Here is a 16,185-nt window from a genome sequence, read left to right on the forward strand (position 1 = left end):
TGTATGGTTAATTAGTTATCTAAATTAGTTCTATCGATATAACGAATTTAGATATAGAAAATATTGGTGCTACTCTGACGGAGTCGATGAGGAGTACCACCATGAATCAGAATATTAGATTACCGTTTACTACAGGTGAGGCGATTAAAACGCATTTCACCGGGCTGTTTTTAACTGCGGGTGTGGCCATTGCCGGATTGGTTTTAGCGCAAAATTCAATTGCGCAGCATTGGGGATTCAGTGCCCTGACAATTGCCATTGCGTTGGGGATCGTGCTGGGGAATACGCTGTATCCGCGTATCGCGGTGGGATGTGCCTCCGGTGTGGGGATCGCAAAACAGCAATTACTGCGTATTGGTATTGTACTTTATGGCTTGCGGATCACCTTTCAGCAAATCGAAGGGGTTGGCATAGATGCCATTCTGACCGACTGTCTGGTACTGAGTTCTACCTTTATGTTGGCCTACTGGGTGGGAACCCGGTTGCTTAAACTGGATCGGGATACCGCACTTTTAATTGGGGCGGGGAGTTCAATTTGTGGGGCGGCGGCAGTGATGGCAACAGAGCCGGTCGTGCGTGCTCAGGCCAGCAAGGTCAGTATTGCTGTCGCAACTGTGGTGGTGTTTGGTACGGCGGGCATGTTTTTGTATCCGGTACTTTATCATCTGGGCGTTTCTTTATTTCCTATATTTCAGAATCAAAACAGTTATGGCATCTACGCAGGTTCTACGATTCACGAAGTAGCCCAAGTTTTTGCGGCGGGCCAGGCGATAGGCTCTAAGGCAGCAGACACCGCCGTCATCGTAAAAATGATCCGCGTGATGATGTTGGCACCTTTCTTGTTATTACTTTCAGGATGGCTGCGATTGCGTTCAGATGAGGGATCAGCTCAGAGCCGCAAATTAACGATACCTTGGTTTGCTGTGTTGTTTATCGTTATGGCAGGTGTCAATTCTTTGCACCTGTTACCAGCCACGCTGACCCGTGAGTTGATTGTGCTGGATAACTTTTTACTGGCCATGGCTATGGCTGCATTGGGCTTAACAACTCATATGGGGGCGATCCGGTCAACGGGGATCAAACCACTGATTCTGGGCGGATTTCTGTTTGTGTATTTGATTCTGGGTGGTGGATTTATCAATTGGCTGGTGGCGTTTTTTTTCTAATCTGCCAGCTATATTAAAAGGATTTTGTCATGCGCTGTGTGTTGACCGATGAACAATTGTTGAAATTATTACACGATGATGTGCCCTTTGGTGACCTGACGACAGAGCTGTTGCTGGCATCAGAGAAACCGATACAGATCAGCTTTGCTGCCCGACAAGACATGACCGTCTGTTGTGTGGAAGAGACGACTCGGCTGTTTGAATTGTGTGGTGCAAAAAGTGAGCGGTTCGTTTCATCGGGGCAATTGGCAAAAAAAGGGACGGTATTACTGACAGCAACAGGGCAAACCGATGCCCTGTTTGCTGTCTGGAAAGCAACGCAAATACTGGTGGAGTGGGCCAGCGGAGTGGCCAGTGCAACCCGTGCGCTGGTCGATGCGGCCGGTTCGGTTCCGGTTGCCTGTACCCGCAAGCAGACACCGGGCACCAAGGTTCTCTCTGTTAAGGCAGTGAAAGCGGGGGGCGGTGTTATTCATCGACTGGGGCTATCAGAGAGTATTTTACTGTTTGCGGAACACCGGCAATTTCTGGATGAAACCCCCGAGGCGATTTTGCAGCGATTAAAAACTCAGGCGCCAGAACATCGTCGGGTGGTTGAAGTGCATGATCTGGATGATGCTAAGCGCTGGGCCAGTGCCGGGGCAGAAGTTTTACAGATGGATAAATTTTCGCTGGAGAATGTCCGGGCCTGTTCCGCATTTTGTCGGGAGAATCAGTTGCCTGTCATACTGGCTGCGGCTGGAGGTGTAAACGTGAAAAATGCAGCCGACTATGTGGCCGCGGGGGCGGGATTATTAGTAACGTCAGCCCCCTATCATGCTGAACCCAAAGATGTGCAAGTGACCTTCACTGAGGTGAAGTAGCCCGCTGAAACCTGCGGGCTGTGGTCGCATGATTAGCGTTCTGTCTGGGGGCGTTAATCTTTTCTGGCGATGATGATAAAAACCGGAAACTCGACTTCTTGATCGTTGATGATTTTCTTGTTGATAAAACCAGTCTGGGAGGCAACAAGCGTCAGCCCACTGTCGAGGAATAGTTGTTCAATTTCAGATCGTTCAAAGCCGTGATGCGGAACGGTTTCTTCACTGTGAAAGGTGCCGTCTTCTTTGTCTAAATCGCAGATACAGAGGTAACCGTCAGAGGTCAGCGCCGTGATGAGTTCCCTAATTTTATTTTGGTAATTGGGGATATGGTGCATCACCATGGAGCTGAAAATCAGATCATATTTTGAATCAATAGCGGTTGTATTAAGATCTAATACATGCGCGTTTTGATGTGCAAAGTTTTTTATCTTCTCTTCTACCTGAGCCAGCATACCCTTTGATGTATCACCGAAGGTGAGCGTTCCTACCTTATCAATAAGATTGAACCCGAGTAAGCCAGTGCCTGCACCAAACTCCAGAGCATTCATTTGCGGAGTAAGCGGAATGTTCTCGATGATTTGTTCTGCGATCGCTTTAGCCTGTGCAACACGTTGTTGTTTTAAATCCCAAGTGGTAGCTGCAGCATCAAAATAAGCCGTCATTTTTTCTGTCTCTGTGAGTTAATTTAACTTTCGCTAATATGCCATATTGGATATAAAAAAGGGTAGCAATGCTACCCCTGTTATTTATTAAAACACCTTGGATTTACACATCTAACGCAGCATGGTGGCCCTGATAGACCGCCGTGGTGATGGTGGATACTTTCACACAGTCACCTATTTGCGATACCAGTGGTGCGGAATCCCACAACTCATCAACGACAGCACGACGAGAACGCTGACCCAGTGCACAGACGACACTGGAACCCGGGATCAAAATTTGCTGATCGTTCTGATCTGCACAAATCACCCCATCAGACGTCACTTCGAGCGCTTTATGATTAGGGAACACCTCAATGCCGGATTTTTCGATTTCAGCCAACAATAACGGACGGTGACGAACGTTGGCATCTGGCGATAAATCGGTATTCATTTCCACCAAGCGGACTTTCTTGCCTTCACGGGCAAAGTGGATGGCCGCTTCACAACCTGCCAGTCCGCCGCCTAATACAACGACGTCATTGGTCACTTTCTCTTTGCGATGATGATAATCGTTGATCAAGACAACCCGATCGCTGTCCAAGCCTTTGATCGGTGGCATCAAGGGTTCAGATCCAACAGCCAGGATCATGACATCGGCACCGATGTTATCGGCATATTCCTTATTCACTTCTGTATTCAGGCGAATGTCGACACCGGCTTCTTCACAGAGTTTGCCTAATGTCACACCCAGTTGATACATCTCATATTTGAATGGGATCGCCTGCTCGCCAATCAGAATGCCGCCGACCTCATCGTTTTTTTCACAGAGGATCACCTCATGACCGCGTTTGGCTGCAGTGAGTGCAGCCTGTAAACCGCCGGGGCCACCACCTACCACCAAGACCTTTTTCTTGTGTGCGGCTGGCAAAATTTCCATACCATTGAGTTCCCGACCGATGATCGGATTCACAGTACAGCGACGAGTGGCTGTCTGCGCCCGTTCCGCCATGCAGGTATAGCAACGCAGGCAGCGAACAATATACTCGTCGCGGTTCATGGTGATCTTTTTCGGTAACTCCGGATCAGCCAACAATGCACGTGCCATTTCCACGATATCGGCTTTACCTGACGCAATGATATCTTCCATCATTTGGGGATCGTTCAAACCACCAATGGTTGCCACCGGAACCTGAACCTGTTTCTTGATGGCCTCGGCCAGATACACATTACTGCCGTGCGGTAAAAACATGGAGGGATGGGTCACGCCGAAGCCGCGTTGATACGTGCCGGCAGACACATGCAGCAAATTGATGCGGCTTTCGAGTAATTTTGCGATCTCAATGCCTTCATTCAGATCATAACCACCGTCAAACAGTTCTGAACCACTCATACGAAATTCAATCGGGAAGCCTGGTCCGACCGCTTTGCGGATGCTATCTAAAACTTCCTGTGCAAACCGAACCCGGTTTTCCAGTGTTCCGCCGTAACGATCGGTTCGTTTATTGAAATAGGGTGATAAAAACTGGTTAATCAGCCAGCCATGGCCACCATGTACCATCACCATTTCAAAACCGGCTTTTTTCGCAAGTGCCGCTTTCTCACCGTAGGCGGCAACAATTTCGTTAATCAGCTCTTGGGTCAGTTCACGAACTTCGCGCCCATCGGGGCGGATTCCGGCGCTGGGGCCCCATTGGCACAAGCCTTCTTTTTTGTTTTTATCTGTCAGATAGGTGCCTGCATACTGCCCAGAATGAGACAATTCGACACTGGCGATCGCACCATGCCGGCGGATCGCATCGGCGGTGTAGGTAAAGCTCGCCAGTGATCCTGGGGTATGCAGATCCAGATGATACATATGCGAACCTTCTGTTTCAGGATGCACCACCAGTTCACTGACCGTTACATTGGCGGCACCACCTTTGGCGCGATATTCATAAAAGGCTGTGGAAGCCGGACCAATCGTGCAGTCAGCCGTAATATCAGTGCCGCCCATAGGGGCACCAAACATTCTGTTACGGAAATATACATTCCCGATTTTAATTGGCTGACACAGATGTGGATATTTTCTTTTCATACGACATATTCCGAAAATTATTTATTTGAGAAGACAAGGCCAGTTACTGTCTTTTTATTCATCATGCGATAAATAAAGGTGAGTGCTAAACCAGCGATGCTGAAACCAATACCAATTAAAAAGGCATATTTGAAACTATTGGTTGCATTAGATACCGCCATCATGATGCTCGGGCCGACGTATCCTGCAATTGCAAAACCTGAGAACATGATCCCGAAATTCACACTGTTATTTTTGGCACCGAATTGATCGGCAGTGAATCCAGGAAATACCCCCATAAAAGAACCGAAGCAAATACCGACAATAGAAATGCCGATATAAAATGTTTGTGTATCGCCTTGACCAGAAATATAAAGGAAGTACAAACCAAATATGGATAACAGACAGGCCAGTGACAGCGTATTAATCCGGCCGATTTTGTCTGAAATAACACCGGCACAGACGCGCCCTACAACGTTAAACAATGCCAGTGTTGACACGACACCTGTTGCTGCAATGACAGACATTCCAATCATGCGTTGTGCCAGTGGGGATGCCAGCGCGATGCACATCAGGCCTGCTACCGCACCGCAGGTCAGCAACAAAATCAACACATAGAACGTTGGGGTTTGCAGCATTTCTTTCCAGTCTTTGTCATTAGATCCTTGAGATAGTGCGGTTTTAGGTGGCGTCCAGCCTGCAGGTTGGAAATTGACGGGACATTTTTGAATAAAGAAAGCGCAACAACAGATAATCAGAGTAAAAGCAGCGCCAATAATTTTAAATGCCGCAATCACGCCCATTTTCTGAGTAATGGCAGCCGCAATCGGGGGAATAATCACCGAGCTGATCCCGAATAAGGCTGTCGTTAAACCACCCACTAAACCACGTTTATCTGGGAAAAATTTAATTGAGGTGCTGATGGTGGCACCATAAACCATACCTAAACCAAGGCCGGTTAAAATACCGTAGCTTAATATTAAATGATTTAACTGGGTGGCAAATCCGGATAAAAACATTCCGCCACCAAACATCAAACCACCAAATAAAACAACCAGTCGTGGTCCGAATTTATCGTTAATTTTTCCACCAGAAATCATGGTGATTGGTCCAATTGAGTTTGCGACGACAAAAACAATTGATAAATTGGGGGGTGTTAAATTAATGCCATTGAATTGACTTAAATATTTAGCCATTGGTGCGGAAAATACGCTCCAGGCATACATAGAACCAATGCATAAATTAATAAAACAGCTGGCGATTAATATAAACCACCTCTTTTTTGAATAATCCATATTGTCACTCCTGCTTTTATTTTTAATTAAACAATTTATTAACAATTAATACATTAATTAAACATGTTGCTTAAATGGCTTTTATTTAAGCTAATCCGTCAACTATAAACATGTCAATATTTACATGTTTATAGTTACATGTATTTTGTGATGCATCTCTGTTTATTGTTTGAAAGGATCCGCTTTGTTATGCTGCGGCGAGAATTGTTCAGATCGGATGATCACGATGAGAGTACTTAAATACGCCATTTTGGGGTTGTTAAACCGCCAGCCCATGACGGGCTATGACATCGGGAAAGAGTTCAATTACGAACTTGCGGAGTTCTGGCACGCGAAGCACAGTCAGATCTATACCGAATTGAAAAAGCTGCATGATGAAGGGTTAGTCACTTACGATATTGAAATCAGTGGCGACATTCTGGAGAAGAAGCAATACACCATTACCGATGCAGGTAAGAGTGACCTGATCAAGTGGTTGCATAAAGATGAGTTAATTGAACGAACAGCCAAGGATGTTTTTCGGGTACGGATGTATTTTTCAAATAATCTGGATCTGGAAAGCTGCATCAAACTGCTGGAAAGTCAGAAGATGCAGCATAAGCGTCGGTTGAATCAACTGAAAAAAACGTCAGAACAATATCCGGAAGTGCCCCCTCATGATAGCGACCGTTTTGGTGATTTTATCGTGCTGGAAAGTGCCATTATGCGGGAAGAGAGTATTTTGAATTGGATTGATAAATGTATTGTTTACTGCCAACAGGCGAAAAATAACTAGTGCACATCATCTGATGTCTTGCGTGTTTTAAACCGTTGTAAATCTGGCAGCGGTGAGTTCATGCCATGTCCTTATTTAAAGGATAACGCGATTGTCAGCAGAACGGGCAATGTAAATAGGCTTAAAAAGTTCCCAAACAGAACCATTGAGGCTACTTTAAATGGCTCTATCTCAAGCCGTTCTGCAAACAGATAATTCATGACGGCGGGCGGTAACATTGAAAATAATAACATCATCTGCAGATGCATCGTTGTGAGAGGAATGAACGTATAGATGACGCTAAATGTGATCCCCCCTGTGACTAACGACAACAGCGTGCAGGCCAGCCCAATTTTCAAACCGCTGAAACGCATATGACGCATCTGCGAACCTAACGACAGCAGCATGATCGGCACCGCAGTTTGACCGAGTAAGCTGGTGGCCTCATGAAGAGGGTGCCAGACGCCCGTGTGGGATAAGTTGAGTGCAAGTGCCAAGGCTGCAGCAAGAAAGATGGGCATTCGGATAACTTGCTTCAACGGATTTTCTTTACTCAGAATGGCCAAACCGAGACTAACATGTGCACACGTTGAAACCACAAATAAAAGCACTGCCGATGCCATCGCTTTTTCCCCAAAGGTATAGGTAAATAAAGGGATGGCAAAATTCCCACTGTTGCGGAACATGAACGGCGGTGTCCAGGCTTTGTAATTCAATTTCAGTATCCGGCATAGCGGCCACATCAATAAACCGGGAACTAAAATGGCCAGCAGAGCAGCACTCAATAGCGGTACTTTCGTGGTATCCAGTGGCATCGTACTGACAGAGGCAAAAACCAGCGCTGGAATAAATACATCCATATTGAGGCGACTGATAGGGCGCAACTCAATGTTCATCCAGCGCGCAATGCAAAACCCTGCCAGAACCAGAGAAAATAGCGGGAACAGAATGCCAATCACTAATTCAAACATAAGATGCTCTGTTTTTTAAGGCGGCCTGCAAACGTTCCAGCGCAATGGACAGGCTCTGGTGATTTGTTCCGTAACAGACACGCAAATGTCCACGGCCTGCGGTACCGAATGCTTCTCCTGGCGCAACACCGACTTTTGAATGTTCAATCATGTCCAGAATAAACGGCTGACTGTTATCGGGTAATCCATCTACTTTCAGGAACGCATAAAAAGTGGCCGGCATTTCATATAGAGTGACGCCGGGTAGATTACCTAATGCTTGTTGTACCATTGAACGGGAATGACGGAAGCGATCGACGGTCTGTTGTAAGAAATCTTCGCCTTTTTCAATGGCTGCGACGCCTGCCGCTTGAACAAAAGCGGGGGCACAGGAGACATTAAATTCAATCAGTTTCGTAATGGTTGGACGAAGCAGTTTCGGCAATGTGAGCCATCCTAAACGCCATCCGGTCATGCACCAGGCTTTAGAAAAGCTATTACACACGATCACATGATCGCGCTCATCCAAATACTGACAGAATGAAGGTGCGGAAGTTCCTTCATACACATGGCGGTTATAGACCTCATCCGAAATGATCCATAATCCGGTTTGACGAGAAAAATCAATTATCGCTTTGACTTGTTTCTCGTTTGCCATCCAACCGGTGGGATTGGCCGGTGAATTAATAATTAACGCTCTGGCGCCTTTCAGCACAGTCAAAAAGGCGTCCATATCCAGATCAAACTGTCCATCCTGTTGCGTCAGTGGAAATTCAATGACCTCCGCTCCCAGCAAACGAGGGATCGCCATGAGCGTTGGAAATGCAGGCGTGATAACCACAACTTTATCTCCGGGCTTCAACACCGTTTGAGCGGCGAGCATCACCGCATTGGTTCCAGAGAGGGTTACGACTATGTTTTCTTCATCAAACGGACGACCAAAAAGATTTGTTTGGTAGTACGCCAGGCTTTGCCGTAATTGCGGGATCCCATTGTTTGGCGTGTACATGGTTTGCCCCTGATTCAAGCTTTCGATAGCGGCCTGTCTGATAAAATCAGGAGTGCTAATATCGGATTCCCCAAACCATAGCGGGATCACTCCGGGCTGCGACATTCCAAAATTAGCAATTACCCGGATCGATGACTCGTTTAATTTTGCCGCGATTGGGCTGATATCATTCTGGATTGATGGATGCATATTTTCCTTCCCTGGCGAACGTACGTTATTAAATAATCTTACGCCCCGGCATAGGAATTACCTTTCTTTTACGGCATGACAATCACTATTTGTTGAATTATTCTTTCTATGATTTAGTTAAAAATGAAGGATTATTTCAATGAGCAAGTTAGATAAGGTTGATGTTGCCATGTTGCGGCTTTTGCAACAGGATGGCCGCATTGCGAATGCAAAGCTTGCTGTGGAACTTTCGTTGAGCGAAACACCATGTTGGCGGCGTCTCAAGCGGTTAGAAGAAGAAAATTATATTGAGGGTTATCAGGCGAATTTAAATCGTCGCAAACTCGGATTCGGCGTGATGGTGTTTGTGCAACTGACCTGCATCAAGCATGATGTTGAAACGACCAGAGCATTCGAATCAATCATTCAAAATTGTGACAATGTGCTTTCATGTCACAACACATCGGGTGAATCTGATTTTTTGCTGCAGGTTGTGGCAAAAGATTTGGATGACTACAGTCATTTTGTGGAAACGGTGTTGCGACAATTACCGGGCGTTTCAGTGATCAGCTCAAACATTTCGCTGCGCGAGTTAAAATCGTCGTCGAAACTACCGATAAATCATATCTAAACATTGAGAGTAAAATTCTGCTATCCCATCATAAATGTCTGCAAAGCTGGTGAGGTTTGGTTCGTCATATGATTAAAGAAAATATAAATGACTTACTCTCTTTTCTTGAGGTTGCTGGTGAGCGGAATTTCACCAAAGCAGCAGTAAAACTGGGTGTTTCACAGTCCGCATTAAGTCATACAATTAAGGCTCTAGAGGCACGGCTAGGCGTCCGACTATTGAACCGAACCACCCGGAGTGTGTCATTGACGGAGGCGGGGGAGCGGCTTTTACTCTCTTTTTCCCCTCGGATCAGTGAAATGGAAGAGGAACTGGTTGCGATCCGTGAACAGCAAACCAGACCCAGTGGCAAAATCAGGATCTCCACGCCGGAATATGCCGCCCATCATGTGATCTGGCCGTTTCTGGAGACATTTCTTCCTAAATATCCAGATATTCATTTTGAGGTGATTATCGAAAACAGTTTCACGGATATTGTGGCAGAGCGTTTTGACGCGGGCGTGCGTTTAGGGGAACAAGTTGCAAAAGATATGATAGCAACACGGATCTCTTCTGATTTAAGAATGCAGGTTGTCGGTGCGCCTTCCTATTTTGAGAAACATTCCAACCCCGTCACACCGAATGACTTGCAACAACACCAATGTATCAATTTAAAGCCGTCACTGGCTCGAAGTGTGTATGCCTGGGAGTTTGCAAAAGATGAACACATCATCAGTGTCAAAGTGGAAGGTCAGCTTATATTCAATACCTCCTTACAAATTAAAAATGCAGCATTAGCCGGGTTTGGGCTTGGATATTTGCCTTATGACATGGTGAAATCAGAAATTGAATCGGGTTTACTTGTGAATGTTTTGGATGCTTGGTGTCCGTCATTCAACGGGTTTCATCTGTATTATCCAAGCCGAAAACAACACACCAAGGCCTTCAAAATTTTTCTGGAAGAACTAAAAGCCGCTCGTGCCAGTTAGAACGTACAACATTTTTTGTTTGAGTTAGTGATAAGGCTGTAAATATATAATGTTGAGTTGTCATTAAAATTATGAATTTTTTTCATGAATGTAATGAAACATCGAATCATTATTTGATAATAGGAAAAGATTAAGATGAGCCTGAAATTTTTAATCAATCATTTGAATTGGAAAAATCATGGCGCTAACAAAAGTACAAGAGAGACAATCTTTTAAAGGTCCAGAAAATTGGTTCACGGGGCATGTGCGTGTCGAAATGTTGTTTACACCACAAGCAAAAGCAAGAACCAGTGCGGGTTCCGTGACGTTTGAGCCAGAAGCTCGAACTGCATGGCATTCTCATCCAATCGGCCAATCACTGATTGTAACCGCAGGCGTTGGTTACGTTCAGTTCTGGGGTGAAGAGCGACAAGAGATCGTTTCCGGCGATGTAGTCTGGATACCTGCAGGTGTTAAACACTGGCATGGTGCTTCTGAAAAAATGGCCATGACACATATTGCTGTGCAAGAAGAAGAGAATGGCAGTGCCGCGGATTGGATGGAGTTAGTTTCCGACGCGCAGTATGCTGGAATATAGTCACTGCGCTGCGCTTTATACAAATATTTTAAATAAAAAGGTCAGTATCACACTGACCTTTATGAATATCATTTTTTCACTTGGAATGAGTCCATTATTTTCAATAATACTGCAATTTTTTTCTGGCATTCCGCCTGTATTGGATTATCAGCACGAATTGCTTCTAAAGCACCATCAATAGCTTTATCAATTTTATGCCAATCACTAGCAGCTCTTGGTTTTAGTCCTGCCTCAGCAGAATCCCATGCTAATTCCAAATCTTTAATTCGAGTTTTTGCGCCCGATAAATCATTTTTATCAACTAAAACCACCACATCAGCTACGATTGTTCTGAATTGAGATAAATCACCTAATTTTGAAACTGTATTTTGGGGGCTGGAGTCGGAGGATGTTGATCCTTGATTTACACTTGTTGTATCTGGTTTAGAACAGCCAACGGTAAATCCTAATAAGATGGTTGAGACTATTATTGGAATACATAAAAAGCGAGTATTTTTCATTGTTAACTATCTCCATCATATATAAACGAATTATTCAGAAAATTGTGGGTTGATTACTTTTGTTGAAATAGTGAATTGTGCAGTCCCGACTAAAATTATTATAACTGATAAAAATAATACACTCGTCCACATAGCGCCCATGCCGAGTCCACCATATGTTTTAGATTGAGTTAATAAATCGCCTAATGCAGCACCAAAGGGACGAGTTAAGATATATCCTATCCAGAATGTTAATACGGGATTACCACCTAAACGGAATAACAGATATGAAGCTAAAATCATCGCACCAAAAGCAATAGCACCAATACTGAATCCAAGTGATAATGCTTCGGTTGCTAAATCACCAGCAGCGGTTCCTAAAGCAAAGGTGCATAATATGGCGGACCAATAAAATAATTCACGGCGAGATGTCGTTATTTCATGAATCGATAATGTTCGTTCTATGGTATACCAAACCATGAATATTATTGCCAATCCGATAGCAAATATAGTTGTACTTATATAAAGACTGACACCTAATTTGTCAGTTAATAAATCAGTGATTTGGGTACCGACAATACTGACCAGAACGACAGTGAGCCAATAAATCCAAGGTGTATAAGTTTTTGATACAAGTTGTTTTCCGAGCGCGATGGTCAAAAATATAGCCATTATCGCACTGGTTAATCCTTGTCCTAACCCCGCATTTACAGCCAGATAATCCGCACCGGTTTCACCAACCGTCGTCGACAGTATTTTGATAACCCAAAATGTAAGTGTCACTGCAGGCACTTTATTGAGTATTTCTCTGATACCAGAATTTGTTTGGTTTTCCATCATTCAAGCCCATTAGTAATAAAAGGTAAAACTGATATTAAGTAACAATACTTAGTACAAACATAGAAAAAGAATAATGCTCTCTAATTTGAGAACATTAATGATTGATATTATTTAATAGAGTTTATTTTTGGCGTGTAGTGATAAATTTTTATATCACTGCTGTGCAAGCAATCTGGTTTGTCTATGACTGAATCGGTGCTAAATAGATACCAACTTTCATTGTGTCTATTTCCTAATAATATTCCTTTATTTATATCAAAGCATTTTTTAAGGTTAGATTTAGGGCCTAATACCCATCGATTAGGTTGTGATTTTATCCATACAGATGCGGCATTAACCTGAGAGCTTTTATCCTGATGATATGAAAAATGATATATATCTCTATTTGCGAATAACAAGAATTGTTCTCGCATGTTGGTTAATAAAATTTCTTGGTTTGGCTGAGTGATGCTTTCAGCCTTTAACATAATTCCTTGCGGGGTTCTGAGATCATTTATTAACGGATAAGCCCATAGACCATAATGCAACCAGAATAGAGTAAGTACGGAAAGTAAAGCCGTTATTCGTTGCTTACGTAATATCAAATTTACCAAAATTCCAGAGATACCTAACGATAAGGCTAGCGGTACAGGCGATGAAATCTCTGCCAGATGACTATTCAAATTAGGTTTAATTAAAAGAACAATTCCTGTAGCAATGAAAACAATGGGGACTAACCAGCTAAGACCTTTCATCAATCGAATGGGGATCTTGCGATTGATGATATTTGGTAAAAATAATGCACTTAACATAGCAAATGGGATTGTTGCTGGTGTCATGTATACGCCACGTTTACCTGGTGATATTGAAAAAAATACAATGATTAAAATGAGGTAGGTAACCAGAATAATTACAGGAATATTTCGGTTTCTGATTTCATTTTTACACTGTAGAACTATCCACGGTAATAGCAATGACCAGGGTAGCCAAAATGGCGGAATGACATTCAGAAGGTAGTACCAGAAGGGCTTTATGTGTTGCCATGAGTTTGCATAGCGAGTGACAGTTTGGTGAAATAAAATATTATCCCGATATGCTGTATATATCGGATCTGCGTGCATTTTAACCGCAACCAGCATGGGAATAAGCCATAATCCACAAGCCATTAACATAATAAATGGGCCTGAAAAAGCTTTTAACCAATCGGATTTAGTGGCTGCTTTTATTTTCTGGAAATGTGTATAAATTGCGGGAATCAATATAAATAGTGCTAAAATACCAACCCCTTTTGTAATAATTCCAAGACCAGCAGCGAACCACCCTAAATAATACCAACGCCATCCTCCTGATGTTAAAAGAAATCGCAAAAACCCATAGCAACCTAATGTAACGAAGAACGTTACTAATTCATCAATCTGTGCTTGCTTTCCTTGAACAGTAAACTGAACGGTAAACAATAATAATAAACCGGCTCTGAAAGCAACGGAATTGCCCCATAGGCGACGTGACATGTCGTAAACAAGCGTGATACAACCTAAACCTGCAACTAGTGATGGAATTAAGAACGCAATGCGCATTGAATGGGTGAGCCAATAAATTGCTGCAATACCCCACATAAACATTGGCGGTTTATCGGGATATATTTCTCCTCCCCGAAAAGGGAATAACCATTGGCCAGTATCAACCATTTGTTTTGCGATTAATGCAAATCGAGGTTCGTCTGCTGGCCATGGATCACGTAGGCCCAACCCTGCGCCAAGTAACAACAAAGCTACGCCGAGAAGAAACAACAAATTTAGGCGGTCGTTATCAAAACCATGTAGTGTAAAACGATCTGAGATCATGCTAATTCCTGAATTTTTAACATCAAGAAGAACAAACTTTTGCTGTATCGAATTTATTATTTTTTACTTAGATGAAACTTAAAGTGATAAATATTTTTTTAATTTAAGTTTAATTTAAGTTTTTCATCTTATACTGTAATGCAGACTTCGTTTTTGTTGAGAGAATAATAAGTGAACAAAACAAGTAAATACTCATGTTATTTCAATGCGAAAACGATTGTGTTGTTGCTATCTGTATTGGGCATTTTATTTTTTATCGGAAATAGATTCATTTTCCCAACTTATACAAAACAGGTTTCCGTTTATTTTATAGATCACGTCCCTAAACATACGAGACGAGGAGTAGGTGGTGTGCGAGAACTATCGTCGGCGTCATGGAGTGCTCACATCCTTGTTGATGGGAAAAATGTGGTTTGTGATATTCCAAGCTCGTTATATATGATGTTAAAAAACTCAACAGACAACGCACGATTTGCTGTACTGCATTATCGTCATGCTATTTTTTCAGATGCATTGGTTTGTGAGCGGTTAGATGCGCCCAATAATTAACAATAACGGGAAATAAAAAACACTCATCGTTTCGTGAATGGTGTGGTATTGCCAGTGATAAAAACGTAACGCAAAAAGATGAATTCAAATATATGTTTCCCTTAGACCAATCTCTCTGTTATTTTCTGAATTGACGGTGCAGTCTGTTATTTTTTCCTACTATTGGAATGATATTCACCCATTGGCTGCGTGATAAGAACAATAAAGGAGGTGCCATGGGGCGACCGAAAATCCCTAGGAATATTTGTGGTAAACCCGCCGATAGTTGCTTTAAGCCGAACGGTATTCCAATGAGTGAACTAGAAAAAATCGATTTGGCACCAGACGAATTTGAGGCTCTGCGGCTAGTTGATTTACAAGGGATGCTTCAGCAGGATGCCGCTGTCGTAATGGGTGTTTCACGTCAAACGTTAGCTAATTTGGTCAAGGCAGCTCGTTGCAAAGTGGTTGATTGTCTGGTGCATGGCAAAGCACTGATCATGCATCAGCTAGACTAGTTCATGTAAACGTCGTGTATGAGTCATCCTGAGTGGACTGCATTCAGGTTTCGTCAGGCGAGCACCTTCTTTTTCCAAAAAAATCCTCTTATCGAAACACCTGTTCGAACTGAACAAGTGGCAAAGATGTTCATCTTAAATTTAGAGTTAATATTGCATATGCTAATTAATGCCACTATATTTGGCATATGCCATTTATTATTGTTCCTGATTTTCAGGATGTGAATGTTTGAAAGGCAATGTCGCATCATGGAGCAGCAATAATTGGCTGCATCTGGTCACACTCGTTACTGTAATTTGCAGGAAGTTATCAGGTACGGGCAGACCACTCGGTTTTTTGATATAGGAGTCACGTCTGATGATTACTGCTATTCCCATGAATGAAGATCGCATCGCCAATCATTTTTCTAAGGCTGATCACTTTGTTTTTGTTAATGAAAATGGTGATGTTTTATCCCGTATGGTCAATCCGGCTTTGAATGCAAATTGTTCAGGAAAGAATGCGTTACTGACCCTGTTACAGGCTGAAAATACGCAACAGATCTTCGTACGTAATATCGGCGAGCGGATTTTGGGCAAGTTGTTAGAAAACCAGTTTGCGGTATTTCAGGTCAACAGTAACCGTCAGAACATCAGTGAACTGGTGACTGCCGATACGAATAACTTTATGCAAATGACCAGCCCGTCACAGGGGCGTCCATCTACGAACTATGAAGCCAAACATGCAAACGGTGGTTGTGGCTGTGAACATGATGGGCATGAAAAGCAGCACGCGTGTTGTGGCAGTAAAGACCCTTCACAGGAACAAGTTCATCAGCATGGTGCAGGACGCTGTTGTCAAAAGACAGATAAACAAACTACAGATCATCATGGCAAAGGGCGTTGCTGTCATTGATAAGGTTTGAATTTAATTATTTCTGTT

Annotated in this window: 17 protein-coding genes; 9 read left to right on the forward strand and 8 right to left on the reverse strand. The window is 43.3% G+C overall.

Annotated elements, in window-relative coordinates; all coding sequences use genetic code 11:
• The first annotated feature begins 101 nt into the window (after positions 1-101).
• Positions 102-1,166, forward strand: coding sequence for a YeiH family protein (locus H027_RS0115280; protein ID WP_024873314.1), 1,065 nt, complete (start codon positions 102-104; stop codon positions 1,164-1,166).
• Positions 1,167-1,195: 29 nt separating this feature from the next.
• Positions 1,196-2,029, forward strand: a complete 834-nt coding sequence (modD, locus tag H027_RS0115285; RefSeq protein ID WP_024873315.1) for a ModD protein — start codon at positions 1,196-1,198, stop codon at positions 2,027-2,029.
• Between the two features lie 53 nt (positions 2,030-2,082).
• Here modD and H027_RS0115290 read toward each other — a convergent pair whose 3' ends face one another.
• The 3 genes from H027_RS0115290 to H027_RS0115300 form a co-directional block, all read right to left on the reverse strand.
• Positions 2,083-2,691: a class I SAM-dependent DNA methyltransferase gene (locus tag H027_RS0115290; RefSeq protein ID WP_024873316.1), complete on the reverse strand. Its 609-nt coding sequence runs from the start codon at positions 2,689-2,691 to the stop codon at positions 2,083-2,085.
• A 103-nt stretch (positions 2,692-2,794) separates the two neighbouring features.
• Complete coding sequence (locus H027_RS0115295; protein WP_024873317.1) at positions 2,795-4,744, reverse strand: oxidoreductase; 1,950 nt, start codon at positions 4,742-4,744, stop codon at positions 2,795-2,797.
• Positions 4,745-4,761: 17 nt separating this feature from the next.
• Entirely contained in the window at positions 4,762-6,018 is a 1,257-nt protein-coding gene (locus tag H027_RS0115300; protein WP_024873318.1) for an L-lactate MFS transporter, read from the reverse strand.
• Between the two features lie 226 nt (positions 6,019-6,244).
• On the opposite strand from H027_RS0115300, the gene H027_RS0115305 reads away from it, so the two are divergent.
• The gene (locus H027_RS0115305) at positions 6,245-6,793 is read left to right on the forward strand and encodes a PadR family transcriptional regulator (protein WP_024873319.1); all 549 of its coding nucleotides are present in this window, start codon (positions 6,245-6,247) and stop codon (positions 6,791-6,793) included.
• A 71-nt stretch (positions 6,794-6,864) separates the two neighbouring features.
• Here the strand turns inward: H027_RS0115305 and H027_RS0115310 are convergent, their stop codons facing one another.
• Together H027_RS0115310 and H027_RS0115315 are read right to left on the reverse strand one after the other, a co-directional pair.
• Positions 6,865-7,743, reverse strand: a complete 879-nt coding sequence (locus H027_RS0115310; protein ID WP_024873320.1) for an AEC family transporter — start codon at positions 7,741-7,743, stop codon at positions 6,865-6,867.
• Positions 7,736-8,920, reverse strand: a complete 1,185-nt coding sequence (locus H027_RS0115315; protein WP_024873321.1) for a pyridoxal phosphate-dependent aminotransferase — start codon at positions 8,918-8,920, stop codon at positions 7,736-7,738. Before H027_RS0115315 ends, H027_RS0115310 begins: the two co-directional genes overlap by 8 nt.
• A gap of 139 nt (positions 8,921-9,059) precedes the next feature.
• On the opposite strand from H027_RS0115315, the gene H027_RS0115320 reads away from it, so the two are divergent.
• The 3 genes from H027_RS0115320 to H027_RS0115330 all read left to right on the forward strand — a co-directional run bounded on the left by H027_RS0115320 (position 9,060) and on the right by H027_RS0115330 (position 11,075).
• Positions 9,060-9,530 (forward strand): Lrp/AsnC family transcriptional regulator, encoded by a 471-nt coding sequence (locus H027_RS0115320; protein ID WP_024873322.1) that lies wholly within the window; start codon positions 9,060-9,062, stop codon positions 9,528-9,530.
• A 68-nt stretch (positions 9,531-9,598) separates the two neighbouring features.
• On the forward strand, positions 9,599-10,498 hold the full coding sequence (locus H027_RS0115325) for a LysR family transcriptional regulator (RefSeq protein WP_024873323.1): 900 nt from the start codon (positions 9,599-9,601) through the stop codon (positions 10,496-10,498).
• Positions 10,499-10,676: 178 nt separating this feature from the next.
• Complete coding sequence (locus tag H027_RS0115330; protein ID WP_024873324.1) at positions 10,677-11,075, forward strand: (R)-mandelonitrile lyase; 399 nt, start codon at positions 10,677-10,679, stop codon at positions 11,073-11,075.
• A gap of 68 nt (positions 11,076-11,143) precedes the next feature.
• On the opposite strand, the gene H027_RS0115335 is transcribed toward H027_RS0115330, so the two are convergent.
• The 3 genes from H027_RS0115335 to H027_RS0115345 all read right to left on the reverse strand — a co-directional run bounded on the left by H027_RS0115335 (position 11,144) and on the right by H027_RS0115345 (position 14,217).
• Positions 11,144-11,575, reverse strand: coding sequence for a hypothetical protein (locus H027_RS0115335; RefSeq protein ID WP_024873325.1), 432 nt, complete (start codon positions 11,573-11,575; stop codon positions 11,144-11,146).
• A gap of 30 nt (positions 11,576-11,605) precedes the next feature.
• The gene (locus H027_RS0115340; RefSeq protein ID WP_237657985.1) at positions 11,606-12,394 is read right to left on the reverse strand and encodes a COG4705 family protein; all 789 of its coding nucleotides are present in this window, start codon (positions 12,392-12,394) and stop codon (positions 11,606-11,608) included.
• A gap of 107 nt (positions 12,395-12,501) precedes the next feature.
• On the reverse strand, positions 12,502-14,217 hold the full coding sequence (locus H027_RS0115345) for an ArnT family glycosyltransferase (RefSeq protein ID WP_024873327.1): 1,716 nt from the start codon (positions 14,215-14,217) through the stop codon (positions 12,502-12,504).
• Between the two features lie 171 nt (positions 14,218-14,388).
• Between H027_RS0115345 and H027_RS18880 the strand changes: the two genes are divergently transcribed.
• The 3 genes from H027_RS18880 to H027_RS18045 all read left to right on the forward strand — a co-directional run bounded on the left by H027_RS18880 (position 14,389) and on the right by H027_RS18045 (position 16,158).
• On the forward strand, positions 14,389-14,766 hold the full coding sequence (locus H027_RS18880) for a hypothetical protein (RefSeq protein ID WP_152536771.1): 378 nt from the start codon (positions 14,389-14,391) through the stop codon (positions 14,764-14,766).
• Between the two features lie 215 nt (positions 14,767-14,981).
• Entirely contained in the window at positions 14,982-15,263 is a 282-nt protein-coding gene (locus H027_RS0115350; RefSeq protein WP_024873328.1) for a DUF134 domain-containing protein, read from the forward strand.
• 358 nt (positions 15,264-15,621) lie between these two features.
• Positions 15,622-16,158, forward strand: coding sequence for a NifB/NifX family molybdenum-iron cluster-binding protein (locus H027_RS18045; protein WP_024873329.1), 537 nt, complete (start codon positions 15,622-15,624; stop codon positions 16,156-16,158).
• Positions 16,159-16,185: the final 27 nt, after the last annotated feature.

The organism is Tolumonas lignilytica, from assembly GCF_000527035.1.
GTDB lineage: Bacteria > Pseudomonadota > Gammaproteobacteria > Enterobacterales > Aeromonadaceae > Tolumonas > Tolumonas lignilytica.